The sequence below is a fragment of the Serratia sp. MYb239 genome (assembly GCF_002966855.1).
Taxonomy (GTDB): Bacteria; Pseudomonadota; Gammaproteobacteria; order Enterobacterales; family Enterobacteriaceae; genus Serratia_B; species Serratia_B rhizosphaerae.
Genome location: NZ_CP023268.1, coordinates 1,026,163 through 1,049,560, shown reverse-complemented (window position 1 = coordinate 1,049,560; position 23,398 = coordinate 1,026,163). Strand labels below are relative to the sequence as shown.

Sequence of the window (23,398 nt, the reverse complement as noted above, 5' to 3'; positions counted from 1 at the left end):
GGCGGCAGTGCGCCCAAACAAATACCGGGGAACGCCGATAATGCTGTTCAGAGCGGAATCATCCGCACTGATTACTATAGTCTATCGGCTCGCACTTAACGCTCGCCTACCGCGTAGCCTTAGCTGCGGTGCGTCAGAATGCCGTCGACCAGACCGTATTCTACCGATTCTTCCGCGGTCATAAAGCGATCGCGCTCGGTATCACGCTCGATCTGCTCCAGTGATTGGCCGGTATGCTTGGCCATCAGTTCATTCATCCGCGACTTCACGTTCAGAATTTCACGCGCGTGGATTTCAATATCCGTCGCCTGCCCCTGGAAACCACCCAGCGGCTGGTGAATCATCACCCGGGAGTTCGGCAGGCAGAAACGCTTGCCTTTGGTGCCCGCAGTCAGCAGGAACGATCCCATCGAGCAGGCCTGTCCCATACAGATCGTGCTGACATCCGGCTTGATAAACTGCATGGTGTCATAGATTGACATGCCGGCAGTGATCACGCCGCCCGGTGAGTTGATGTACAGGAAAATGTCTTTTTCCGGGCTTTCCGCTTCCAGGAACAACATCTGCGCCACGATCAGGTTGGCCATATGGTCTTCAACCTGGCCGGTCAGGAAAATAATGCGCTCTTTCAGCAGGCGGGAATAGATGTCGTAAGAACGCTCCCCGCGTGAAGTCTGCTCCACCACCATCGGCACCAGTGCCATGTTAGGTGCAAATTGATCTCGTTCGCCACTGTATGACATTACCGTCTCCTAATAGAAATTGCCTTGGCGCCATTGTTTGCTGATTCTACTTGAGAACAGCCACGCTGACCATGCTCAACCATCCAACCGCGCCACATGACCTGACGGTCGTTATCATCCCACGCTCGGCAAACAACCCTCTGAATATTTCAGTTGGGGGGCAACGGCGGGAATTTCAAGCCCGGTGCGCCATTTTCCCTGCCGATCTCTGCGGCAACGCCACATCACCATCATGCCTGCAAATACCGCAGGCAACAGGATAAATATAGTGCATATTATTGCGCTTAACCTGAGATTAATCAGCAACGTGGCAAAAAGAAAAGCCCGTAACCAAAGTTACGGGCTTTTTCAGATAACAGCCGGGTATGTCGCCATCGCCCGGCTCAGACATTACGCCTGTTGAGTCTGGTTCATCAGCTCGCTGAAAGTGGTCGCTTTTTCAGTCACTTTCGCGTTAGACAGCAGGGTTTCCACCGCTTGCTCTTCCAGAGCCACGTTACGCATGTTGTTCATCAGCTCTTTGTTTTTGCTGTAGAACTCGATAACTTCGCTTGGATCTTCGTAAGCGGAAGCCATCTCATCGATCAGCGCTTTCACGCGGTCTTCGTCAGCTTTCAGCTCGTTGGTGCTGATCACTTCGCCCAGCAGCAGGCCGACGACAACGCGACGCTTAGCCTGTTCTTCGAACAGTTCACGCGGCAGTTCCAGCGCTTGCTGCTCGTTGCCGCCGAAACGCTGTGCAGCCTGACGGCGCAGCACGTCGATTTCGCCGTCGATCAGTGCAGCAGGCACGTCGATGTCGTTAGCGTTGACCAGGCCGTCGATAACCTGAGTCTTGACGCGGTTACGCACGGCGCCTTTCAGCTCGCGCTCCATGTTTTTACGCACTTCCGCGCGCAGACCGTCAACAGAACCATCCGCCACGCCGAAACGCTGGATGAATTCTTCGGTCAGCTCAGGCAGCTCGCGCTCTTCCACTTTCTTCAGCACGATGGCGAACTTGGCGGCTTTACCCTTCAGGTTCTCAGCGTGGTAGTCTTCCGGGAAGTTAACGTCGATGGTGAACTCTTCACCGGCCTTGTGACCCACCAGACCTTCTTCGAAGCCCGGGATCATGCGGCCCTGGCCCATCGCCAGAACGAAGTCTGCCGCTTTGCCGCCTTCAAACTCTTCACCGTCGATAGAACCAGAGAAATCAACGGTCACGCGGTCTTCAGCTTCAACGGCGCGATCGGTGTCTTTCCAGGTCGCCTGCTGCTTACGCAGGGTGTCGAGCATGGTGTCAACATCAGCGTCGTTGACTTCAACCACTGGTTTTTCAACTTCGATGTTTTCCAGGCCTTTCAGCTCAACTTCCGGATACACTTCGAATTCAACGGTATAGCTGAAATCTTCGCCTTCCTTGTACTCGCCCGGCACGTAGTTTGGCGCGCCAGCCGGGTTAATTTTTTCTTTGATGATCGCGTCAACGAAGTTGCGCTGCATCAGATCGCCCAGCACGTCTTGACGAACAGAGGCGCCATAACGCTGCTCAACGATGTTCATCGGCACTTTGCCCTTGCGGAAACCGTCGATACGCACGCTTTTCGCTGCGTTGATCAGCTCTTTTTTCACCGCCTGCGCGATAACATCAGCAGGTACGGTGATAGAAAGACGGCGCCCAAGGCCTTGAGTGGTTTCTACTGAAACTTGCATCTTGTTACCTCAAAAAAATCACAGTGCTCGGTCGACTCCGTTCCAAGAACCAGGACGGCTGCATTACAGAACCGAGTTCCCTGATGCCGAGAGCGTCCCGAAACCATTCCGGAAAAATAAGACGCGACATTATAGCGGCGCATGCGAGGCGAGTCGAGGAAAGCCGGGCGGCTGTAACGCGTTAAAATTCACACTTTTGCTGATTTTTGGCAAAAAAACGCGCCTGCCGACCGCTTTGACCGCGCTGCAGGCAATAAATCGCGTCGTCGTCAAAAACAGAAACGGCCCGCAGGCCGTTTCAAAATTCGTCTGTAGTAATACCCTAAATCGCGGCTAAAGTTCCACTGCCGCGTCAGCTTTTATACGTCCGGCCAGGGTTCCGGCGTCGCGCCGCGACAAGGCGGCGAAGCGAGTACGGTATCCTGCAGCCCTTCCCACTCTTTCAGGGTATAGGTGTGTAGCGCCAGCGCGTGCACGCCGTTAGCCAGCTCATCCGCCAACACGCCGTAGATCGAACGGTGGCGCGTCAGAAAGCGTTCGCCGACGAAGCGGTCACTGACCAATACCACCTTAAAGTGGCTTTCTGAACCCGCCGGAACGTTGTGACGATAACTTTCATCAACCACTTCCAGATACGCGGGCTCAAACGCCGCCCTTAACTTTGCTTCTATTTGCTCGCGAATCATAGGATCTCCTTACAACACCGGCAGAGGACATGCCATCTATTTCAATATTAGCCGCTTTTCCCCCGGGAGAATACGCAGCGTGTAAATTTCTCAGTTCTGTGGCGAAAAAACCACCGCAATATCCTGGCTCTTGGGGTTTATCTTATTGAGAGCAACAAAAAAGCATGTTTTTATCACTCACAGTAAAAAAATTGCCATCCAGCAACGTTGGAACACTTCCCCCGGCCGACGGCGATGCTATCATGTCGGCCAGATGATTGTTGGCAATACCATTCCGACTCAGACGAAAACGAGAGCGCTAACATGTTAAAAAAACTTTGTCTTCCTTTATTAGGCGCGCTGCTGCTGGCCGGCTGCGCCAGCAGCGGCAATACCCTTAACGTCACGCCGAAGATCGTGCTGCCAACTCAGGATCCGACGTTGCAGGGCGTGACCATCAGCATCAACGGCGCCGATCAGCGTAAGGATCAGGCACTGGCCAAAGTTAACCGCGACAGCCGTCTGGTCACCCTGACGCCATCGCGCGATCTGCGTTTCCTGCTGCAAGAAGTGCTGGAGAAGCAAATGGGCGCGCGCGGCTATATGATCGGCCCGAATGCACCGGTTGACCTGCAGATCGTGATGAACAATCTGTATGCCGACGTCACCGAAGGCAACCTGCGCTACAGCATCACCACCAAGGCCGATATCTCGATTATCGCCGTGGCGAAAAACGGCAACAAGCAGGTGAAGAACTATCGTTCGACCTATAACGTTCAGGGCGCCTTTAACGCAACCAACGATAAAATCACCAACGCGGTCAATACCGTGCTCGGCGACGTGATCGCTGATATGGCACAGGACACCAGCGTCAACGACTTTATCAAGCAGAACGCGCGTTAATCTGACGCCTTGTGTCGCCCGGCATGCCGGGCGACACAGACAGGGAACTCATGTCTAAACAGTACTTTGCGATTTTCACCCAGCGTAACTCGCTGATCCTGCTGCTGCTGGGGTTCGCCTCCGGCCTGCCGCTGGCGCTGACCTCCGGCACGCTGCAAGCCTGGATGACCGTCGAGAATATCGATCTGAAAACCATCGGTATCTTTTCACTGGTCGGCCAGGCTTACGTCTTCAAATTCCTCTGGTCGCCGTTTATGGACCGCTACACGCCGCCGTTCCTCGGCCGGCGTCGCGGCTGGCTGCTGATCAGCCAGCTGCTGCTGGTGGCGGCGATCGTGGCGATGGGCTTTATGAACCCGGCGCAACATCTGTGGTGGCTGGCCGCGCTGGCGGTGCTGGTGGCGTTCTGCTCCGCCTCGCAGGATATCGTGTTCGACGCCTACAAAACCGATCTGCTGACGGCGGAAGAACGCGGCGCCGGCGCGGCGATTTCCGTGCTGGGCTATCGTCTGGCGATGCTGGTGTCCGGCGGACTGGCCCTGTGGCTGGCGGATCGCTACTTCGGCTGGCAGGCCACCTACTGGCTGATGGCCGGGCTGATGCTGCTCGGTATTGCCGCAACGCTGCTGGCGCCGGAACCCGACGACAGCGTTCCCGCGCCGCGCACCATGGAGCAGGCGGTCATCGCCCCGCTGCGCGACTTCTTCGCCCGTAACAACGCCTGGCTGATCCTGCTGCTGATCGTGATGTACAAAATGGGCGACGCCTTTGCCGGCAGCCTGAGCACCACCTTCCTGATTCGCGGCGTCGGCTTTGACGCCGGCGAGGTCGGGCTGGTCAACAAAACGCTCGGGCTGTTCGCCACCATCGTCGGCGCGCTGTTTGGCGGTGTGCTGATGCAGCGTCTCACCCTGTTCCGCGCGCTGATGCTGTTCGGCATGCTGCAGGCGGTGTCGAACCTCGGCTACTGGATCCTGGCGGTGACCGACAAAAACATCATCAGCATGGGCAGCGCCATCTTCCTGGAGAACCTGTGCGGCGGCATGGGCACCGCCGCCTTTGTCGCGCTGCTGATGACGCTGTGCAACAAATCCTTCTCGGCGACTCAGTTCGCCCTGCTGTCGGCGCTCTCCGCCGTGGGCCGGGTCTACGTCGGGCCGATCGCCGGTTGGTTCGTCGAAGCGCACGGCTGGCCGCTGTTTTATCTGTTCTCTATCGCCGCGGCGATTCCCGGCCTGCTCCTGCTGGCCGTCTGCCGCCGGACGCTGGAGTACACGCAGAACACCGACGACTTTATGCCGCGCACCGAATTCCAGCGGGCCTACCGCTGGGCGCTGCGTCTGCTGGGCGTAGGCTGCAGCCTGCTGGCGCTGTGGCTGCTGCTGCTTATCAGCAACGCGCTGGACTGGAGCACATTGCCGCAACTGGCCGACGCTGCGCTGCAGGCCGGTGCGGCGCTGAGCCTGGCCGGCATCGTGGCGGGCAGCCTGCTGGACTACCTGGCTCTGCGCCGCACGCGCCTGGCGTAAGCCCCCGCAGGCCGGGGCGCTGGCGCCGGTCTGCGGAATGCATTGGTTAAATAATTTTATTTCTGTGTGAAAATATAATTGCCATCTGAATTATTTTTTTCACCTTAGGAAAAAGATTATAAATAAAATTAAATTCACCTGTAACAAACAAATATTTTACATTAAATATACTTTTGCGCCCCATTTAAAAAAACCCCCTCTGAGCACTAAATCATCATACCTTTGTTTTTCCATAAGATAGCATTACCCCGGCACGATTCAGCATGCCAACGCATTGTTGCCATTGGGAAATTGTCACGCAGCGTTACATCTGTGACAACGTTAACAGAAAGTGTCAACGAGGCGCTGACACAAGCCTAAGCATGTTTACAGTACTGCAACCTTCCCGTAAAATGCCCGCACACATGAAACGACAATGAGCCTTTGTAATTGAGGTCGTTAGATGAGACTTAAGAAATACAATAAAAGTATTGGGATGTTGTCATTATTCGCATCCACTGTAATGCTCAGTGGGTGCGATATGGTATTGATGAATCCCAAAGGAGCAATAGGTGTTGAACAACGGACACTGATAATCACCGCTATCGCATTAATGCTGATCGTGGTGATTCCAGTTATCATCATGGCGTTCGGTTTTGCCTGGAAGTATCGCGCTTCCAACAAGGATGCCAAGTACAGTCCTAACTGGTCACACTCCAACAAGATTGAAGCGGTCGTCTGGACCATTCCAATCATCATCATCGCCATCCTTGGCACCATTACCTGGAAAACGACGCACGAACTGGATCCATTCAAGCCGATTGTCACCGACAAGAAGCCAATGACCATTGAAGTGGTGTCGCTGGACTGGAAATGGCTGTTTATCTACCCAGAGCAGGGTATTGCGACGGTGAATGAATTGGCCTTCCCGAAAGATGTTCCAGTCGAATTCAAGATCACCTCTAACTCGGTAATGAACTCGTTCTTTATTCCTCAGTTAGGTGGACAGATTTATGCGATGGCCGGCATGCAGACCAAACTGCATCTGATCGGCAACGAAGCGGGGCAATACGCAGGTATTTCCAGCAGCTTCAGCGGTCGCGGGTTCTCCGGTATGAAGTTCAACGCTATTGTCACCCCAACCGAAGGCGACTTCGATCAGTGGGTTAACAAGGTGAAAGCTTCTTCCAAGAACCTCAATACCACCGACGACTTTAACAAACTGGCAGAGCCGAGTGAAAACAACCCGGTTGAGTACTTCTCCAGTGTCAAACCTAATTTGTTCAAAGAAACAATTGGCAAATTCATGGGCGACATGCACATGCACAAAGGCGCTGAAGCAAACGCGCACGAAGGCATGGACATGAGCCAGGGTATGGACATGGGTGAACATGCTCACGCCGGAGCCGAGGAATAATCTGATGTTGGGAAAATTAACGCTTGATGCGGTTCCTTACCACGAACCGATCATCATGGTCACCGTTGCTGCAATTGTTGTTGGCGGCCTGGCACTGCTGGCGCTGATAACATATTTGGGCAAGTGGAAATGGTTGTGGAGCGAATGGCTGACCTCCGTCGACCATAAAAAAATTGGTATTATGTACATCATCGTGGCGATGGTCATGCTGCTGCGCGGCTTTGCCGACGCCATCATGATGCGTAGCCAGCAGGCGCTTGCGTCTGCCGGCGAGGCCGGCTTCCTGCCGCCGCACCACTATGACCAAATCTTTACCGCCCACGGCGTAATCATGATCTTCTTCATGGCGATGCCTTTCGTGGTTGGTCTGATGAACGTGGTTGTACCGCTGCAAATCGGTGCGCGCGACGTTGCCTTCCCGTTCCTGAACTCCCTGAGCTTCTGGTTCTTCGTGGTGGGCGTCGTACTGATCAACATCTCTCTGGGGGTTGGTGAGTTCGCGCAGACCGGTTGGCTGGCGTATCCGCCGCTGTCCGGCAAGGAGTACAGTCCTGGCGTCGGGGTCGATTACTGGATCTGGAGTCTGCAGATTTCCGGTCTGGGTACCCTGTTGACCGGTGTTAACTTCTTCGCGACCATTCTGAAGATGCGCGCCCCTGGCATGCCTCTGATGAAAATGCCGGTATTCACCTGGGCGGCACTGTGTACTAACGTCCTGATTATCGTTTCTTTCCCAATTCTGACCGTCACCATCGCGCTGCTGACCCTGGATCGCTATCTGGGCACCCATTTCTTCACCAATGATATGGGCGGCAACATGATGATGTACATCAACCTGATTTGGGCCTGGGGTCACCCAGAAGTGTACATCCTGGTTCTGCCGGTGTTCGGTGTGTTCTCCGAAGTTACCGCGACCTTCTCGAAGAAACGTCTGTTCGGCTATACCTCTCTGGTATGGGCAACCATCGCGATTACCGTTCTGTCGTTCATCGTATGGCTGCACCACTTCTTTACCATGGGGTCCGGCGCGAACGTCAACGCCTTCTTCGGTATCGCCACTATGATTATTTCCATCCCGACCGGGGTGAAAATCTTCAACTGGCTGTTCACCATGTACCAGGGTCGTATCCAGTTCAACTCTGCCATGCTGTGGACCATCGGCTTCATCATCACCTTCTCCATCGGTGGTATGACCGGCGTTCTGCTGGCGGTGCCGGGCGCGAACTTCGTGCTGCACAACAGCCTGTTCCTGATTGCGCACTTCCACAACGTCATCATCGGCGGCGTGGTGTTCGGTTGCTTCGCCGGCCTGACTTACTGGTTCCCGAAATCCTTCGGCTTCACGCTGAACGAAACCTGGGGCAAACGCGCGTTCTGGTTCTGGATCATCGGTTTCTTCGTGGCCTTCATGCCGCTGTACGCGCTGGGCTTTATGGGTATGACTCGTCGTATCAGCCAGAACATCAACCCTGAGTTCCATCCGCTGCTGATGGTTGCTGCGGGCGGTGCTGCGCTGATTGCCTGCGGTATCCTGTGTCAGCTGATTCAGATCTTCGTCAGTATTCGTGACCGCGATCAGAACCGCGACCTGACCGGTGACCCGTGGGGCGGCCGTACTCTGGAGTGGGCAACTTCTTCTCCTCCGCCGTTCTATAACTTCGCCACCATGCCGGAAATTCACGACCGTGATGCATTCTGGGACATGAAAGAAAAAGGTGAAGCGTATAAGAAACCGGCTAAGTACGAACCGATTCATATGCCTAAGAACACCGGCGCCGGCGTTATCATCGGCTTCTTCAGCCTGATCTTCGGTTTCGCCATGATCTGGGAAATCTGGTGGATGGCTCTGGCCGGCTTCATCGGCATGATCGTAGTCTGGATCGCCAAGAGCTTCGACCAAGATGTTGACTACTATGTGCAGGTTGACGAAATCGAGCGCATTGAGAACCAACACTATGAACAAATCAGCAAAGCAGGCGTGAAACATGTCAACTGATACTCTGACTAACCACAACGCAGCCCATGCAGAGCATGGGCACCACGACGCAGGAGAGACCAAAGTCTTCGGATTTTGGATCTACCTGATGAGCGACTGTATTTTGTTTGCGAGCTTGTTCGCGACTTATGCAGTACTGGTGAACGGGACCGCTGGCGGTCCCTCTGGCAAAGACATCTTCGATCTGAAGTTTGTTCTGGTTGAGACGTTCCTGCTGCTGTTCAGCTCCATCACCTACGGGATGGCGATGATCGGCATGAACAAAGGCAAAGTCGGCAGCGTCAACACCTGGCTGTTCCTGACCTTCCTGTTCGGCCTCGGCTTCGTGGCGATGGAAATCTATGAATTCCATCACCTGATCGCCGAAGGCTTCGGCCCGGATCACAGTGCGTTCCTGTCCAGCTTCTTCGCGCTGGTCGGTACTCACGGTCTGCACGTGTCTGCCGGTCTGGTCTGGATCATCATCATGATGATTCAGGTGAGCAAGCATGGCCTGACGTCAACCAACAAAACCCGTCTGATGTGCCTGAGCCTGTTCTGGCACTTCCTGGATGTGGTATGGATTTGCGTATTTACCGTTGTTTATCTGCTGGGGGTTATGTAATGAGCCATTCATCCCATGAGACCTCTCACGGCGGCGCAAGCCACGGCAGCGTCAAGTCATACCTGATCGGCTTCATCCTGTCGGTCATCCTGACGGTAATTCCATTTATGATGGTGATGAACGGCACTGCCTCTCATTCCACCATCCTGGCGGTTGTGGTCGGCATGGCGGTTATTCAGGTGATTGTTCACCTGATTTACTTCCTGCACATGAACACTTCATCGGAAGAGCGCTGGAACCTGGTGGCATTACTGTTCACCGCTATGATCATCGGTATCGTTGTTGTGGGTTCACTGTGGATTATGTACAACCTCAACCTCAATATGATGGTCGATTAAGAGCCGAGCCGTAAGTAATGATGAAGCAATACCTGCAAGTAACTAAACCAGGAATTATTTTCGGTAATTTAATTTCTGTCGTTGGGGGATTCCTGTTGGCTTCCAAAGGAAGCATCGACTATCCCCTGTTTCTCGCCACCCTGGTGGGTGTCTCGTTGGTTGTCGCCTCGGGCTGTGTGTTTAACAACTACATTGACCGTGACATCGACAAGAAAATGGAGAGAACGAAGAACCGGGTGCTGGTAAAAGGCCTGATCGCGCCGAATGTCACCCTGGTTTATGCTACCGCGCTGGGTATTGCTGGCTTCGCCTTGCTGTATACCGCAGCCAACCCGCTGGCCATGTGGCTGGCGGTGATGGGCTTCGTGGTTTATGTCGGCGTTTATAGCCTGTATATGAAGCGCCATTCTGTCTATGGCACGCTGATTGGCAGCCTGTCAGGCGCTGCGCCGCCGGTTATCGGCTACTGCGCGGTGACCAACGAGTTCGATATGGGCGCGTTGATCCTGCTGGCTATCTTCAGCCTGTGGCAGATGCCGCACTCCTATGCGATTGCCATCTTCCGCTTCAAAGATTATCAGGCAGCCAATATTCCTGTGCTGCCGGTAGTCAAAGGCATTTCCGTCGCCAAGAACCACATTACGGTCTACATTCTGGCGTTTATGATCGCCACCCTGATGCTGACCCTGAGCGGCTACGCCGGGTACAAGTACCTGGTCGTCGCGGCAGCGGTCAGCGTGTGGTGGTTGGGCATGGCGTTACGCGGTTATAAAACCGAGAATGACAGCATCTGGGCGCGCAAACTGTTTGTGTTCTCGATTGTTGCCATCACCTCACTCAGCGTAATGATGTCGATCGATTTTAGCGCCTCGGCGTCGCCGGAAACGTTGTTAACTTACGTCTGGTAACTCGCTCTTCGTCAATGGGCCGCTAACGCGGCCCATTTTATTTTTACGTTCTCAGCCCTACCGGCATCCGGGAAATACTGTAATATCTGCTAAATAACATTACGTTTACCCTCCCCTGCCCTTCACACTAAAATAAACGCGCTCCCAAAAGTTATCCCATCAGGCTCTGACGGCCAGAACCTGATGGGATAGTTTTTACTGAGGTTCGAAGTTTGCATGAACGATAATACGATGACCCCGGTGGAACGCCGGGCGACCTGGGGTCTGGGCACGGTATTCTCACTGCGCATGCTCGGCATGTTTATGGTGCTGCCGGTGCTGACCACCTACGGTATGGCGCTGAACGGCGCCAGCGAAACACTGATCGGCATCGCCATCGGCATTTACGGCCTGGCGCAGGCGATTTTTCAAATTCCCTTCGGGCTTATCTCCGACCGCATCGGCCGTAAGCCGCTGATCGTCGGCGGGCTGCTGGTGTTCGCCCTCGGCAGCGTTATCGCTGCGGCCAGCGACTCGATCTGGGGCATTATCCTCGGCCGCGCGCTGCAAGGCTCCGGCGCTATCGCCGCTGCGGTGATGGCGCTGCTGTCCGATCTGACCCGCGAGCAGAACCGCACTAAAGCCATGGCGTTTATCGGCATCAGCTTCGGTATTACCTTCGCCATCGCCATGGTATTGGGGCCGGTGATTACCCATGCGCTGGGACTGCATGCGCTGTTCTGGATGATCGCCGCGCTGGCGCTGTGCGGTATCGTCATTACCTTACTGGTGGTGCCTTCGGCCGACCGCCACGTGCTGAACCGCGAGTCCAGCATGGTGCGCGGCAGCTTCAGCAAAGTGCTGAGCAACCCGCGCCTGCTGAAGCTCAATATCGGCATCATGTGCCTGCACATTCTGCTGATGTCGAGCTTCGTCGCCCTGCCGCTGGCAATGGAGAAGGCCGGGCTGGCGGCCAGTAAACACTGGGTGGTGTACCTGGTGACCATGCTGGTGTCGTTCGTGTCGGTAGTGCCGTTTATTATCTATGCCGAGAAGAAGCGCCGCATGAAGCAGGTATTTATGGGCTGCGTGGCGGTGCTGTTCGCCGCCGAACTGGTACTGTTGATTTCCGGCCAACATCTGTGGGGCATTATCGCCGGCGTACAGCTGTTCTTTATGGCGTTTAACGTGATGGAGGCGATTCTGCCTTCGCTGATCAGTAAAGAGTCGCCGGCCGGCTACAAGGGTACGGCGATGGGCGTATACTCCACCAGCCAGTTTATCGGCGTTGCCATCGGCGGCAGCCTCGGCGGCTGGCTCTACGGCCTGCACGGCGCCGGGCTGGTGTTTATCGCCGGCGCGGTGATTGCCGCCGTATGGTTTATCATCAGCAGCACCATGCAGGAACCGCCGTACGTCAGCAGCCTGCGTATCACACTCTCGGAACTGGCGGTAAAAGACACGTCGCTGGCCAGCCGGCTGCAGGCTCAACCCGGCGTGGCGGAAGCCATCGTCGTGCCGGAAGAGCGCAGCGCCTATGTGAAGGTCGACACCAAACAGACCAACCGCGGACAGTTGGAAACGCTGGTCAATACGCTATAAATAAAAACGCCGGGCAAGCCCGGCGTTTTTATTCACATCAGTACGATCAGTCGCGGAAGTTTTTAAACTGGAACGGCTGCCCCAGATTACCGCCGCGCACCAGCGCCATCACGCTTTGCAAATCGTCACGGGATTTCCCGGTCACGCGCACTTCGTCACCCTGAATCTGCGCCTGCACCTTCAGCTTGCTGTCTTTAATCAGCTTGACGATCTTCTTCGCCAGCTGCGTTTCAATCCCCTGCTTCAGCTTGGCGTCAACGCTGTAGGTTTTGCCGCTGTGCTCAAACTCTTCCGGGATCTCCAGCGCCGCGCCCTCAATACCACGCTTGGCCAATTTTTCACGCAAAATATCAAGCAGTTGCTGAACCTGAAAATCAGATTCGCTGGCAACTTTGATCGTTTCATTTTTTTCGTTCAGCTCAAAGCTGGCCGGCACGTTGCGGAAATCCCAGCGAGTGCCCAGATCGCGCGAGGCGTTCTCCACGGCGTTGCGCACTTCCTGCATATCTATTTCGGAAACAATGTCGAAAGATGGCATACTTCTTCCTCCTGAATGAGAGCCCGAACTGTCAGGCAATTTCGATGGCGTGCATGATACCCGCTTTGCCGATTAAGGCAAAATTCCGATGTCACGGCAACGCAAACGTCCACACGCAGGAAAGTCTACAATTTATGGTGTCAGATCAGCGGTTCGCAAAGAGCGCTCAGGCGCTTTGCGCTGGCCTGTTCCCCCAGCAATACGATACCGGATAACGGCAATCCCCCGGTCCCCCCAAGGAGGATGGATGAAAATAACTGTTCTTGGTTGCGGCGCCCTCGGGCAGCTGTGGCTCTCCCGGCTGTATCAGCAGGGCCATGATGTACAAGGATGGTTACGCGTACCTCAGCCGTTTTGCGCCGTCGATGTTATTGAAACCGATGGCTCCCGCTTCAGTCAGAGCCTGCTCAGCAACGACGCCGAGCATCTGCGCAGCAGCGAACTGCTGCTGGTGACGCTCAAGGCCTGGCAAGTCTCCGATGCGGTAGCGGCCCTGCTGCCGAAGCTCAACCCCGCCTGCGCCATTTTGCTGCTGCACAACGGCATGGGCACACAGGATGAACTACCGGCCAACGAGCAGCCAATACTGCAAGGCACCACCACCCACGCCGCGCGCCACGACGGCCATACCATTATTCACGTTGCCGACGGCACCACCCATATCGGCCCGACGTCTCCGGCTGCGGAAGCGCTCAGCCACCTGGCGGAGGTTCTGCATCAGGCGCTGCCGGACGTCGCCTGGCACAATACAATTACCGCCGCGCTGTGGCGTAAATTGGCGGTTAACTGCGTGATCAATCCGCTGACCGCGCTGTATGACTGCCGCAACGGCGAGCTGCGCCATTATCCTGAGCAAATCACGCTGATCTGCAGCGAAGTAGCCGGCGTGATGGCGATGGAGGGGCACCACACCACCTGTGAGGGACTGCGGCAGTATGTGATGCAGGTGATAGAGAGCACGGCGGATAATGTCTCCTCCATGCTGCAGGATATTCACGCCCAGCGACACACCGAGATCGACTATATTACCGGTTATCTGCTGCGGCGCGCCCGCAGCCACGGCATGATGCTGCCGGAAAACGCCCGGCTGTTTGATTTGGTTAAGCGAAAGGAAAATGAGTATGAACGTATCGGTGTTGGTCTGCCTGGCGCCTGGAAGTGAAGAAACCGAAGCGGTAACCGCCATCGATTTACTGGTGCGCGCCGGGATTAAGGTCACCACCGCCAGCGTGGCCGGCGACGGCAGTCTGACCATCGTCTGTTCCCGCGGCGTTAAGCTGCTGGCAGATGCGGCGCTGGTTGAGATCGTCGACGAACCGTTTGACGCTATCGTGTTGCCCGGCGGCCTGCAGGGCGCCGAATGCTTCCGCGACAGCCCGCTGCTGGTGGAAAAAGTGCGTCAGATGCATCTGCAGGGGAAAATCGTCGCCGCCATCTGCGCTGCGCCGGCGCTGGTGCTGCAACACCACGATCTGTTCCCGGTCGGTAACATGACCGGCTTCCCCGGTTTGAAACAGCATATCCCGCAGGATAAGTGGATGGAGCGCCGGGTGGTATATGACGCGCGCGTCAATCTGCTGACCAGCCAGGGGCCGGGTACCGCCATGGAATTCAGCCTGAAGCTGATTGATCTGCTGTTGGGGAAAGCCAAAGCGGCGGAGGTCGCAGCGCAACTGGTATTAATCCCAGGCATGTACGACTTCAGCGACTGAACACTTACTTACGTAATCACTAACGACTCTGAGACTTGGCTGTCATCAGTCAGTGGCCGTGATTCACGCCGGCAGCCAACAATGCTGCGGCACGAAAGATGAAGGGGGATCCCCGATAGATTTCACGTCTCAGCTAGGCGGCAACGGCGCAAATCCCCGGGAGCTGACATCAGTCAGTGACCGGGGTGCGCGCCGGCAGCCAACAACGCTGAGGCGCGAAAGATGAAGGGGATTAAGGGCGATACACTTTAATATTGGTATACCCCTGCTCCAGCAGATACAGCGCCTGCAGGCGGCTCATCACGCCGCGTTCACAATATAGCAGGTAGGTTTTGCTCTGATCCAGATCGCCGAACTGGGTGCCCAGCTTGTAGAACGGCAGCGGTTTCACCTCAACCTGCTCCAGCTGCAGCGGCTTTTCGTCCTGTTCGTCCACCGAGCGGATATCCAGAATCACCTGATCGGCATTGAATGCCGCCACGGTTTCTACTTCCGTGACCTGTTCCTGGGTTTCGCTGGCGATGGTGCGGATATCCACGTTGCGCGCTTCGCGCACGACCCGCTCGAGGATCTCGAAATCGAAGTTGCCTTCTTCTTCTTCGATCTTCGCCTTCACCGCTTTTACCGTCGGGCTCTTGGAGATCACCCCGCAATATTCCGGCATGGTTTTGGCAAAATCTTCGGTGCCGATCTGGCGCGCCACGTTGATGATGTGCTCTTTATCGTGGGAAATCAGCGGACGCAGGATCAGCGTATCCGACGCGTTATCGATCAGACGCAGGTTGGTCAGCGTCTGGCTGGATACCTGTCCCAGCGCTTCGCCGGTAACCAGCGCCTGCACGCCATAGCGCTCCGCCACTTTGGACGCGGCGCGTACCATCATTCGCTTGAGCACCACGCCCATCTGGCCGTCGTCGACTTTTTCCAGAATTTCGCCCACTACCGGCTCAAAATCGATCGCCACGAAACGCACCTTGTGCGAGCTGCCGAAGCGGTTCCACAGATAATGCGCCACCTGCTTGACACCGATCTCATGCGCGGCGCCGCCCAGGTTGAAGAAGCAATAGTGCACCCGGCAGCCGCGACGCATCAGCATATAGCTGGAAACGCCGGAGTCAAAACCGCCGGAGATCAGCGACATCACGTCTTCCTGAGTGCCGATCGGGTAGCCGCCGATACCTTCGCGGCGCGCTTTCACCATCATCAGTTTGTCATCTTCAATCTCAAGATTGACGGTCACCTGCGGATGGTTCAGTTTGACCCGTGCGCTCTCGATATGCTGGTTCAGGCCGCCGCCGACGTAACGCTCCACGTCCTGAGAACTGAAGTCCTGCTTGCCGCGGCGCTTCACGCGCACGCAGAAGGTCTTGCCTTCCAGCCGTTCGCGATAGGTTTCCAGCGTCTGCTCGAAGATATGGTGAATATCGGTGTAGGCGCGGTCTTCCACTTCCAGAATATGGTGGATACCGGGGATGCGCGTCAGCGCGTCGGCGATCGCCGGACGCTGGTTTTCATCTTTGGCGCGGACTTCAATAAAGTCCCAGTGCCGGACCACCGCCAGGTTTTCATCATACTGCTTCAGGACATTACGAATGTTGGTGGTAAGAATCTTTATGAAGCGCAAGCGCACAGATTGACTCTTGATGGTGATTTCCGGGAACAATTTAATGATAAACTTCATGGCGGTCTTTATGGTCAGATAAAATTAACGGGGCGCAGTATATCACTTTCTGATGAAGCTCTGCGCACAAAACCACACGAGCACGCCATGATTTGCTAATCAAGATCCGCTAGGATAGGCTCTGGCCCCTCGGTTCACCTGATGACGTAACAAGAAAATTATGCCGAAAAAACCCGCACAATCAGACAGTACAGAGCAAAATGTCAGTTTTGAACACTCCCTGACCGAACTGGAAAGCATTGTGACGCGCCTGGAAGCGGGCGAATTGCCGCTGGAAGAGGCGCTCAGCGAATTTGAGCGCGGCGTACAGCTGGCGCGTCAGGGTCAGCAAAAACTGCAGCAGGCGGAACAGCGCGTGCAAATTCTGCTGAACGACAGCGACGACGACGATACCGCATTAACGCCTTTCACCCCGAACGCCGAGTAATGATTGATGTCTGACTTCAACAGCCAGCTACAAAGCTATCGTCAGCGCGCCGATCGCGCCCTGCTGGACTTTATCGCCCCGCTGCCGTTTAACGACGGCCGGTTGGTGGCAGCCATGCGCTATGGCGCCCTGCTGGGCGGTAAGCGTCTGCGCCCGTTCCTGGTGTATGCCACCGGCGAGATGTTCGGCGTGCCGTCGGACAACCTCGATGCGCCGGCGGCGGCGGTAGAATGTATCCACGCCTATTCTTTGATCCATGACGATCTGCCGGCGATGGACGACGACGACCTGCGCCGTGGCCAGCCTACCTGCCACCTCAAATTTGATGAAGCCAGTGCGATTCTGGCCGGCGATGCGCTGCAGACGCTGGCCTTCTCCATTCTGGCCGACGCCGAGATGCCGGATGTCGCAATGCGCGACCGCCTGGCGATGGTGTCGGAACTGGCCGGCGCCAGCGGCGTGGCCGGCATGTGTGGCGGTCAGGCCTTGGATCTTGCTGCAGAAGACCGTCAGATTAATCTGGAAGAACTGGAGCAAATTCACCGCCACAAAACCGGTGCGCTGATCCGCTCAGCCGTGCGTCTGGGCGCGCTGGCGGCGGGCGAGCCGGGGCGTGCGGCGCTGGCCGAACTGGATCGCTACGCGGCGGCCATCGGCCTGGCGTTTCAGGTTCAGGATGACATTCTCGACGTCATCGGCGACACTGCAAAAATAGGAAAACGCCAAGGCGCCGATCAGCAACACGGAAAAAGCACCTATCCCGCGCTGCTGGGCCTGGACAATGCCAGGGCCAAAGCCCGGGATCTGTATCAGGAAGCCTTGAGCGCTCTGGATACGCTGGCGGCGCAATCATACAACACCGCATCATTGCGCGCGTTGGCCAGCTTTATTATTGAACGCGACAATTAACGTGTGACGTTATCGCCATTTAACGCCGCCGCGGCCCCGACGCTGCGGCCGTTGCGCGATGGCATACCTCTGATATGAGTATCGAATGAGTCTTGATATAGCCAAATACCCGACGCTGGCGCTGGCGGAAAACCCCGAGGAACTCCGCTCGCTGCCAAAAGAAAGCCTGCCGAAGCTGTGTGATGAGCTGCGGCAATATCTGCTGGACAGCGTCAGCCGCTCAAGCGGCCACTTTGCTTCCGGGCTGGGTACCGTCGAACTGACGGTGGCATTGCACTACGTTTACCACACGCCGTTCGACCATCTGGTGTGGGACGTCGGCCATCAGGCCTACCCACATAAAATTCTGACCGGACGCCGCGACCGCATTTCGACCATTCGGCAAAAAAATGGCCTGCACCCTTTCCCGTGGCGCGATGAGAGTGAATACGACGTCTTGTCCGTCGGCCACTCCTCCACCTCGATCAGCGCTGGCCTCGGCATGGCGGTGGCGGCGGAGCGCGAAGGCAAAGGCCGCCGCACCGTCTGCGTGATCGGCGATGGCGCCATCACCGCCGGTATGGCGTTCGAAGCCATGAACCACGCCGGCGATATCGATCCGGACATGCTGGTGATCCTGAACGACAACGAAATGTCGATTTCCGAGAACGTCGGCGCGCTGAATAACCATCTGGCGCAGCTATTGTCCGGCAAGCTCTACTCCACGCTGCGCGAGGGCGGCAAGAAGGTGTTGTCCGGCCTGCCGCCGATCAAAGAGCTGGTCAAACGCACCGAAGAGCATCTCAAAGGGATGGTGGTGCCGGGCACGCTGTTCGAGGAGCTGGGCTTCAACTATATCGGCCCGGTCGACGGCCACGACGTGCAGGCGCTGGCCACGACGTTGAAGAACATGCGCGATCTGAAAGGGCCGCAGCTGCTGCATATCATGACCAAAAAGGGGCGCGGCTATGCCCCGGCAGAAAAAGACCCGATCAGCTTCCACGCGGTGCCAAAATTCGATCCGGCCAGCGGCACGCTGCCGAAAAGCGCCGGCGGCCTGCCGACCTATTCCAAGATCTTCGGCGAGTGGCTGTGTGAAACCGCAGCCAAAGACGACAAGCTGATGGCAATTACCCCGGCAATGCGTGAAGGCTCCGGCATGGTGCAGTTCTCACGCGACTATCCGCAGCAGTATTTTGACGTCGCCATCGCCGAACAGCACGCGGTCACCTTTGCCGCCGGCCTGGCGATCGGCGGCTACAAGCCGGTGGTGGCCATCTACTCCACCTTCCTGCAGCGCGCTTACGATCAGGTGATCCACGATGTGGCGATCCAGAAGCTGCCAGTGCTGTTCGCCATCGACCGTGGCGGCATCGTCGGCGCCGACGGCCAGACCCACCAAGGGGCGTTCGATCTCTCTTTCCTGCGCTGCATCCCCAATATGGTGATCATGACGCCAAGCGATGAGAATGAGTGCCGCCAGATGCTGTACACCGGCTACCACTATCAGGACGGCCCGAGCGCGGTGCGCTATCCGCGCGGCAGCGGTACCGGCGCCGCTCAGGAACCGCTGACGTCACTGCCGATCGGCAAAGGCATCGTACGCCGTGAAGGGGAAAAGGTTGCCATTCTCAACTTCGGCACCCTGATGCCGGAAGCGCAGCTGGCCGCCGAGGCGTTAAACGCCACGCTGGTGGATATGCGCTTCGTGAAGCCGCTGGATGAGGAGCTGGTGCTGGAGATGGCCGCCAGCCATGAGCTGCTGGTCACGCTGGAAGAAAACGCCATTATGGGCGGCGCCGGCAGCGGCGTAAACGAGCTGCTGATGGCGAAACGCCGTCTGGTGCCGGTATTGAATCTCGGCCTGCCGGACAGCTTTGTCCCGCAGGGCAGCCAAGAGGAGATCCGCAGCGACCTCGGCCTGGACGCCGCCGGTATCCAACGTCAGATAGAAGACTGGCTGGCTGAATAATCAATAAAGGGCGCCGCAAGGCGCCCTTGTTTTATCTCAGAACAGAGCGACGGGCCAGTGATGCCCCAGCAGGTAGATCATCCCTGCGGCGATCACGCCGGCGACGATATCGTCGATCATAATGCCCATACCGCCGTGCACATTGCGGTCAAACCAACGGATCGGCCAGGGCTTCCACATATCCAGAATGCGAAATAGCACGAAACCAACGGCAACCCAGCGCCAGTCATTCACCGGCAGCGCCATCAGCGTGATCCACATACCGACAAACTCATCCCAGACGATACTGCCGTGGTCGTGCACACGCATGTCTTTCGCCGTCTGGTGGCACAGATAGACACCGATACAGATGCTGAACATCACGATCAGCGAATAAAGCTGCCACGGCAGCTGTATCAGCAGCAGCCAGAACGGAATAGCCGCCAGCGATCCCATCGTACCCGGCACCACCGGCGACAGTCCGCTGCCGAAACCGGTCGCCAGCAGATGCCAGGGGTTGCTCATGCGCAACCGGCGTTTTGCTTCATCCACGCGGATTTCCCTATTTGCTGCTGAAATGGTCGAAGCCCCGCCAAGGCAGCTCCACCGCTTCATGATCACGGAAGAATTTGACGCCTTCCGCTTCCGGGCCAATCTGACCAATACAGGTGTAGTCGGCGCCCAGATGGCTCAGCGCCACGTCCAGCGCACCGCGGTTGATCTCCGGCACCGTGAAGCACAGTTCGTAATCTTCACCGCCGGTTAACGCCCAGCGCAGCGCTTGTTCGCTGTCGGTATGCTCGGTCAGCGCCTGCGACAGCGGCAATTCGTCCAGATCGATGCGCGCGCCGCACTGGCTGGCGGTTAACAGATGCTGTAAATCAGAGATTAAACCATCGGAAATATCGATCGCCGCGCTGGCCAGATCGCGCAACGCCTGCCCCTGCAACACCCGCGGCTGCGGACGCAGATGACGGGCCAGCAGATAATCGCGCGCCGTCATATCATCCACCGCCAACCGCTGTTGCAGCAACGCCAGCCCGGCGGCGCTGTCGCCCAGCGTACCGGTCACATAGATCCAGTCGCCGATACGCGCGCCGTCGCGGCGTAAAGCCCGCCCCGCCGGCACCAGGCCGTTGATGGTCAGGGTCATGCTGAGCGGCCCGCGCGTAGTATCACCGCCGATCAGCTGCATGCCGTAGTAATTCAGCTGTTCGAACAGGGCATCGCTAAAGGCTTTCAGCCACGCTTCATCCACCTCCGGCAGCGTCAGGGCCAGCGACAGCCAGGCCGGATCCGCGCCCATGGCGGCCAGATCGCTCAGGTTTACCGCCAGGGCTTTGTAACCGAGATCGCCCGGATCGATATCCGGCAGGAAGTGCACCCCGGCAACCAGGGTATCGGTGCTGATGGCTAAAAGCTGTTTTTCTGCCACTGTCAGGAGTGCGCAGTCATCTCCAATGCCCAACTGTACGTCCCGGCGCAAACTCTTGAACCGGTCAAAATAGCGGGCAATAAGGTCAAATTCGCCGCATGCCATGGTAAATATTCCAATAAAGAATCGCTGTGCTGACAAGCCGGCTCGCAGCAATATGTTCAGCGGCCAGGGCCTGCAGCCCGTGGTTAGCAAATGATTTTTATGGGCGTGAGATATGCCCTAACGTGCAATGACAGTGTTGAACAAACGCCGAAATAAAATGGGCCGCAGAGCGGCCACATCATTTATTTTTTCTTGCGGATGTGAGGCGCCGCTTTATCCAGCACGCCGTTCACAAATTTGTGACTATCTTCGGCGCCGAACACTTTCGCCAGTTCGATCGCTTCGTTAATTGCCACTTTGTAAGGGACATCTTCACGCATTTTCAGCTCAAACAGCGCCACGCGCAGAATGGCTTTTTCCACCTGGCCCAGCTCTTCCAGCTGGCGAGACAGGTAAGGCGTCATCAGCGCGTCCAACGTACCCGCATTCATCGCCACGCCGGACAGCAGCTCGCGAAAATAGGCGACGTCAACGTCTTTGACGTCCTGCTCCGTCAGGAACTGTAATTCAACATCGGCAATGTCGTTTTTAGACAACTGCCAAGAGTAAAGCGCTTGAACAGCGCACTCACGAGCGCGGCGACGAGCAGCAGGTTTCACGGAATTCCCCTTAACTAAATTCAGGCTTTAACAGCTTTAATAACATTAATCATTTCAAGTGCGGTCAGGGCGGCTTCTGCGCCTTTGTTGCCCGCTTTGGTGCCGGCACGCTCGATCGCCTGTTCAATGCTTTCGGTGGTCAATACGCCGAAAGTCACCGGGATCTCGCTGCTCAACGCCACGCTGCCCACGCCGGAGCTGGCTTCGCCCGCCACATATTCAAAGTGCGCGGTGCCCCCGCGGATCACGGTGCCCAGTGCGATAATGGCATCGTATTTGCCGGTGTTGGCCAGCACTTTTGCGGTCAGCGGCAGCTCGTAAGCGCCCGGCACCCAGACAACGGTGATATTGTCGTCTGCAACCTGGCCAATACGTTTCAGCGCGTCGATGGCGCCTTCCAGCAGGCTGTCGTTGATGAAATTGTTAAAACGTGCAATTGCGATCGCCACACGAGCATTAGGAGTAGCAACAACACCTTCGATAACTTTCATGGACTTTCCTTAAAAATGGGTTCAATACCCCGCAGGGGGGCGGATTCTATCATATTCTTTGGCCGCCTGCGCGGCGCTTTTTGCAAAGCCGCCAGGCAATCACTGTTTCGCCGTCAGGCGCAACCGCAAATCGGGACCGACCTGCCGCACGTCGCTGAACACGAACTCCGGCGCCTCCGCCAGCCGTTCCAGGCCAGGCAGGTGACACAGCCCGCGGGCATTATCGCCGAGCAGCTTCGGCGCAACGTACACAATCAGCTCATCCACCAGCCCGGCCTGCAGCAACGCGCCGGACAGCTGCGCGCCGGCCTCGACCCAGACGGAGTTCACCTGGCGCTTGGCCAGCTGCATCATCATCACCACCAGATCGATACCGCCACCGTGCGCCGGCAGCGTCAGCTGCTCCACGCCTTCCGGCCACGCCTGCTGGTCAGGCTGCAGCCGCGCCAGCCAGGTCGCGCCCGGCTGCTGCACCACCCGGTGCTGCGGCGTGACGCGGTTCTGACTGTCAAGAATAATGCGCAGCGGCTGGCGCAGATTGTCACGCGGGTAGCGGCGCTGCGTATCGGCGTCCAGCTCATCCCAGCGAACGGTCAGCGAAGGGTCGTCCGCCAGGACGGTGGCGCTGGTGCTGAGGATCGCCGCGCTTTCCGCCCGCAGACGCTGCACGTCACGGCGCGCCTGCGGCGAGGTAATCCACTGGCTTTCGCCCGACGCCATCGCGGTGCGCCCGTCAAGCGACGCCCCCAGCTTCAGCTGCACATAGGGAAAACCGGTGCGCATCCGTTTGAGGAAACCGCGGTTCACCGCTTCGGCCTCCGCCAGCATCAGGCCATGGCTGACGTCGATGCCCGCCTGCTGCAGGCGGTACAGACCGCGCCCCGCCACCTGCGGGTTCGGATCCTGCATCGCCGCCACCACGCGGCTGACGCCGGCATTGATCAGCGCATCGGCGCACGGCGGCGTACGGCCGTGGTGGCTGCAGGGCTCCAGCGTGACATAGGCGGTCGCGCCGCGCGCCAGTTCCCCGGCCATACGCAATGCATGCACTTCCGCATGCGGTTCACCCGCACGTAAATGGTAGCCTTCGCCGACGATCTTGCCATCGCGCACGATCACACAACCGACGTTGGGGTTCGGCGCCGTGGTAAAACGGCCCAGGCGCGCCAGTTCAAACGCGCGCGCCATATACAGTTGATCGTTAGGCATCAGC

At 57.0% G+C, this 23,398-nt stretch carries 23 protein-coding genes; 13 read left to right on the top strand and 10 right to left on the bottom strand.

The window, feature by feature from the left end; all coding sequences use genetic code 11:
• Nucleotides 1-119 precede the first annotated feature (119 nt).
• The 3 genes from clpP to bolA all read right to left on the bottom strand — a co-directional run bounded on the left by clpP (nucleotide 120) and on the right by bolA (nucleotide 3,124).
• On the bottom strand, nucleotides 120-743 hold the full coding sequence (gene clpP / locus CLM71_RS04950; RefSeq protein WP_105230017.1) for an ATP-dependent Clp endopeptidase proteolytic subunit ClpP: 624 nt from the start codon (nucleotides 741-743) through the stop codon (nucleotides 120-122).
• Between the two features lie 390 nt (nucleotides 744-1,133).
• Entirely contained in the window at nucleotides 1,134-2,438 is a 1,305-nt protein-coding gene (gene tig, locus CLM71_RS04945; RefSeq protein WP_105230016.1) for a trigger factor, read from the bottom strand.
• A 359-nt stretch (nucleotides 2,439-2,797) separates the two neighbouring features.
• Nucleotides 2,798-3,124, bottom strand: a complete 327-nt coding sequence (gene bolA / locus CLM71_RS04940; protein WP_105230015.1) for a transcriptional regulator BolA — start codon at nucleotides 3,122-3,124, stop codon at nucleotides 2,798-2,800.
• Nucleotides 3,125-3,427: 303 nt separating this feature from the next.
• On the opposite strand from bolA, the gene CLM71_RS04935 reads away from it, so the two are divergent.
• The 8 genes from CLM71_RS04935 to CLM71_RS04900 all read left to right on the top strand — a co-directional run bounded on the left by CLM71_RS04935 (nucleotide 3,428) and on the right by CLM71_RS04900 (nucleotide 12,358).
• Nucleotides 3,428-4,006 (top strand): lipoprotein, encoded by a 579-nt coding sequence (locus tag CLM71_RS04935; RefSeq protein ID WP_105230014.1) that lies wholly within the window; start codon nucleotides 3,428-3,430, stop codon nucleotides 4,004-4,006.
• Between the two features lie 50 nt (nucleotides 4,007-4,056).
• A complete protein-coding gene (gene ampG / locus CLM71_RS04930; RefSeq protein WP_105230013.1) occupies nucleotides 4,057-5,535 on the top strand; it encodes a muropeptide MFS transporter AmpG in 1,479 nt (492 codons plus the stop codon).
• A gap of 442 nt (nucleotides 5,536-5,977) precedes the next feature.
• Entirely contained in the window at nucleotides 5,978-6,931 is a 954-nt protein-coding gene (gene cyoA / locus CLM71_RS04925; protein WP_105230012.1) for a cytochrome o ubiquinol oxidase subunit II, read from the top strand.
• A gap of 4 nt (nucleotides 6,932-6,935) precedes the next feature.
• Nucleotides 6,936-8,927 (top strand): cytochrome o ubiquinol oxidase subunit I, encoded by a 1,992-nt coding sequence (cyoB, locus tag CLM71_RS04920; RefSeq protein WP_105230011.1) that lies wholly within the window; start codon nucleotides 6,936-6,938, stop codon nucleotides 8,925-8,927.
• A complete protein-coding gene (locus CLM71_RS04915; RefSeq protein ID WP_004954628.1) occupies nucleotides 8,917-9,531 on the top strand; it encodes a cytochrome o ubiquinol oxidase subunit III in 615 nt (204 codons plus the stop codon). Before cyoB ends, CLM71_RS04915 begins: the two co-directional genes overlap by 11 nt.
• Nucleotides 9,531-9,869 (top strand): cytochrome o ubiquinol oxidase subunit IV, encoded by a 339-nt coding sequence (locus CLM71_RS04910; protein WP_105230010.1) that lies wholly within the window; start codon nucleotides 9,531-9,533, stop codon nucleotides 9,867-9,869. The genes CLM71_RS04915 and CLM71_RS04910 overlap by 1 nt, the downstream gene beginning before the upstream one ends.
• Nucleotides 9,870-9,886: 17 nt before the next feature.
• Nucleotides 9,887-10,777, top strand: a complete 891-nt coding sequence (gene cyoE / locus CLM71_RS04905) for a heme o synthase (RefSeq protein WP_015671183.1) — start codon at nucleotides 9,887-9,889, stop codon at nucleotides 10,775-10,777.
• A 216-nt stretch (nucleotides 10,778-10,993) separates the two neighbouring features.
• The gene (locus CLM71_RS04900) at nucleotides 10,994-12,358 is read left to right on the top strand and encodes an MFS transporter (protein WP_105230009.1); all 1,365 of its coding nucleotides are present in this window, start codon (nucleotides 10,994-10,996) and stop codon (nucleotides 12,356-12,358) included.
• Nucleotides 12,359-12,404: 46 nt separating this feature from the next.
• On the opposite strand, the gene CLM71_RS04895 is transcribed toward CLM71_RS04900, so the two are convergent.
• On the bottom strand, nucleotides 12,405-12,896 hold the full coding sequence (locus tag CLM71_RS04895) for a YajQ family cyclic di-GMP-binding protein (RefSeq protein WP_105230008.1): 492 nt from the start codon (nucleotides 12,894-12,896) through the stop codon (nucleotides 12,405-12,407).
• A 247-nt stretch (nucleotides 12,897-13,143) separates the two neighbouring features.
• On the opposite strand from CLM71_RS04895, the gene panE reads away from it, so the two are divergent.
• The gene (gene panE / locus CLM71_RS04890) at nucleotides 13,144-14,058 is read left to right on the top strand and encodes a 2-dehydropantoate 2-reductase (RefSeq protein ID WP_105230007.1); all 915 of its coding nucleotides are present in this window, start codon (nucleotides 13,144-13,146) and stop codon (nucleotides 14,056-14,058) included.
• The gene (yajL, locus tag CLM71_RS04885) at nucleotides 14,018-14,608 is read left to right on the top strand and encodes a protein deglycase YajL (RefSeq protein WP_105230006.1); all 591 of its coding nucleotides are present in this window, start codon (nucleotides 14,018-14,020) and stop codon (nucleotides 14,606-14,608) included. Before panE ends, yajL begins: the two co-directional genes overlap by 41 nt.
• A gap of 232 nt (nucleotides 14,609-14,840) precedes the next feature.
• On the opposite strand, the gene thiI is transcribed toward yajL, so the two are convergent.
• Entirely contained in the window at nucleotides 14,841-16,289 is a 1,449-nt protein-coding gene (gene thiI, locus CLM71_RS04880) for a tRNA uracil 4-sulfurtransferase ThiI (protein ID WP_105230005.1), read from the bottom strand.
• 160 nt (nucleotides 16,290-16,449) lie between these two features.
• On the opposite strand from thiI, the gene xseB reads away from it, so the two are divergent.
• The 3 genes from xseB (at nucleotide 16,450) to dxs (ending at nucleotide 19,576) form a co-directional block, all read left to right on the top strand.
• Nucleotides 16,450-16,716, top strand: a complete 267-nt coding sequence (gene xseB / locus CLM71_RS04875; protein ID WP_105230004.1) for an exodeoxyribonuclease VII small subunit — start codon at nucleotides 16,450-16,452, stop codon at nucleotides 16,714-16,716.
• A 6-nt stretch (nucleotides 16,717-16,722) separates the two neighbouring features.
• The gene (gene ispA / locus CLM71_RS04870) at nucleotides 16,723-17,625 is read left to right on the top strand and encodes a (2E,6E)-farnesyl diphosphate synthase (RefSeq protein WP_105230003.1); all 903 of its coding nucleotides are present in this window, start codon (nucleotides 16,723-16,725) and stop codon (nucleotides 17,623-17,625) included.
• 85 nt (nucleotides 17,626-17,710) lie between these two features.
• Nucleotides 17,711-19,576: a 1-deoxy-D-xylulose-5-phosphate synthase gene (dxs, locus tag CLM71_RS04865; protein WP_105230002.1), complete on the top strand. Its 1,866-nt coding sequence runs from the start codon at nucleotides 17,711-17,713 to the stop codon at nucleotides 19,574-19,576.
• A 36-nt stretch (nucleotides 19,577-19,612) separates the two neighbouring features.
• Here the strand turns inward: dxs and pgpA are convergent, their stop codons facing one another.
• The 5 genes from pgpA to ribD all read right to left on the bottom strand — a co-directional run bounded on the left by pgpA (nucleotide 19,613) and on the right by ribD (nucleotide 23,394).
• Nucleotides 19,613-20,107: a phosphatidylglycerophosphatase A gene (gene pgpA, locus CLM71_RS04860; protein ID WP_105230001.1), complete on the bottom strand. Its 495-nt coding sequence runs from the start codon at nucleotides 20,105-20,107 to the stop codon at nucleotides 19,613-19,615.
• 10 nt (nucleotides 20,108-20,117) lie between these two features.
• A complete protein-coding gene (gene thiL / locus CLM71_RS04855; protein ID WP_105230000.1) occupies nucleotides 20,118-21,095 on the bottom strand; it encodes a thiamine-phosphate kinase in 978 nt (325 codons plus the stop codon).
• A 182-nt stretch (nucleotides 21,096-21,277) separates the two neighbouring features.
• Nucleotides 21,278-21,694 (bottom strand): transcription antitermination factor NusB, encoded by a 417-nt coding sequence (gene nusB, locus CLM71_RS04850; RefSeq protein WP_105229999.1) that lies wholly within the window; start codon nucleotides 21,692-21,694, stop codon nucleotides 21,278-21,280.
• Between the two features lie 20 nt (nucleotides 21,695-21,714).
• Nucleotides 21,715-22,185 carry a 6,7-dimethyl-8-ribityllumazine synthase gene (ribE, locus tag CLM71_RS04845; RefSeq protein WP_015671170.1) on the bottom strand — a complete coding sequence of 157 codons (471 nt, stop codon included), beginning with the start codon at nucleotides 22,183-22,185 and terminating at the stop codon, nucleotides 21,715-21,717.
• A 99-nt stretch (nucleotides 22,186-22,284) separates the two neighbouring features.
• Nucleotides 22,285-23,394 (bottom strand): bifunctional diaminohydroxyphosphoribosylaminopyrimidine deaminase/5-amino-6-(5-phosphoribosylamino)uracil reductase RibD, encoded by a 1,110-nt coding sequence (gene ribD / locus CLM71_RS04840; RefSeq protein ID WP_105229998.1) that lies wholly within the window; start codon nucleotides 23,392-23,394, stop codon nucleotides 22,285-22,287.
• Nucleotides 23,395-23,398: the final 4 nt, after the last annotated feature.

Excerpts from the sequence above, each read along its gene's own strand:
- ribD (WP_105229998.1), bottom strand. The coding sequence starts at position 23,394 with ATGCCTAACGATCAACTGTATATGGCGCGCGCGTTTGAACTGGCGCGC.
- CLM71_RS04910 (WP_105230010.1), top strand. The coding sequence starts at position 9,531 with ATGAGCCATTCATCCCATGAGACCTCTCACGGCGGCGCAAGCCACGGC.
- CLM71_RS04935 (WP_105230014.1), top strand. The coding sequence starts at position 3,428 with ATGTTAAAAAAACTTTGTCTTCCTTTATTAGGCGCGCTGCTGCTGGCC.
- ribE (WP_015671170.1), bottom strand. The coding sequence starts at position 22,185 with ATGAAAGTTATCGAAGGTGTTGTTGCTACTCCTAATGCTCGTGTGGCG.
- cyoA (WP_105230012.1), top strand. The coding sequence starts at position 5,978 with ATGAGACTTAAGAAATACAATAAAAGTATTGGGATGTTGTCATTATTC.
- bolA (WP_105230015.1), bottom strand. The coding sequence starts at position 3,124 with ATGATTCGCGAGCAAATAGAAGCAAAGTTAAGGGCGGCGTTTGAGCCC.
- CLM71_RS04895 (WP_105230008.1), bottom strand. The coding sequence starts at position 12,896 with ATGCCATCTTTCGACATTGTTTCCGAAATAGATATGCAGGAAGTGCGC.
- clpP (WP_105230017.1), bottom strand. The coding sequence starts at position 743 with ATGTCATACAGTGGCGAACGAGATCAATTTGCACCTAACATGGCACTG.
- ampG (WP_105230013.1), top strand. The coding sequence starts at position 4,057 with ATGTCTAAACAGTACTTTGCGATTTTCACCCAGCGTAACTCGCTGATC.
- cyoE (WP_015671183.1), top strand. The coding sequence starts at position 9,887 with ATGATGAAGCAATACCTGCAAGTAACTAAACCAGGAATTATTTTCGGT.
- thiI (WP_105230005.1), bottom strand. The coding sequence starts at position 16,289 with ATGAAGTTTATCATTAAATTGTTCCCGGAAATCACCATCAAGAGTCAA.
- tig (WP_105230016.1), bottom strand. The coding sequence starts at position 2,438 with ATGCAAGTTTCAGTAGAAACCACTCAAGGCCTTGGGCGCCGTCTTTCT.
- ispA (WP_105230003.1), top strand. The coding sequence starts at position 16,723 with ATGTCTGACTTCAACAGCCAGCTACAAAGCTATCGTCAGCGCGCCGAT.
- dxs (WP_105230002.1), top strand. The coding sequence starts at position 17,711 with ATGAGTCTTGATATAGCCAAATACCCGACGCTGGCGCTGGCGGAAAAC.
- CLM71_RS04915 (WP_004954628.1), top strand. The coding sequence starts at position 8,917 with ATGTCAACTGATACTCTGACTAACCACAACGCAGCCCATGCAGAGCAT.
- panE (WP_105230007.1), top strand. The coding sequence starts at position 13,144 with ATGAAAATAACTGTTCTTGGTTGCGGCGCCCTCGGGCAGCTGTGGCTC.
- thiL (WP_105230000.1), bottom strand. The coding sequence starts at position 21,095 with ATGGCATGCGGCGAATTTGACCTTATTGCCCGCTATTTTGACCGGTTC.
- xseB (WP_105230004.1), top strand. The coding sequence starts at position 16,450 with ATGCCGAAAAAACCCGCACAATCAGACAGTACAGAGCAAAATGTCAGT.
- yajL (WP_105230006.1), top strand. The coding sequence starts at position 14,018 with ATGAACGTATCGGTGTTGGTCTGCCTGGCGCCTGGAAGTGAAGAAACC.
- CLM71_RS04900 (WP_105230009.1), top strand. The coding sequence starts at position 10,994 with ATGAACGATAATACGATGACCCCGGTGGAACGCCGGGCGACCTGGGGT.
- cyoB (WP_105230011.1), top strand. The coding sequence starts at position 6,936 with ATGTTGGGAAAATTAACGCTTGATGCGGTTCCTTACCACGAACCGATC.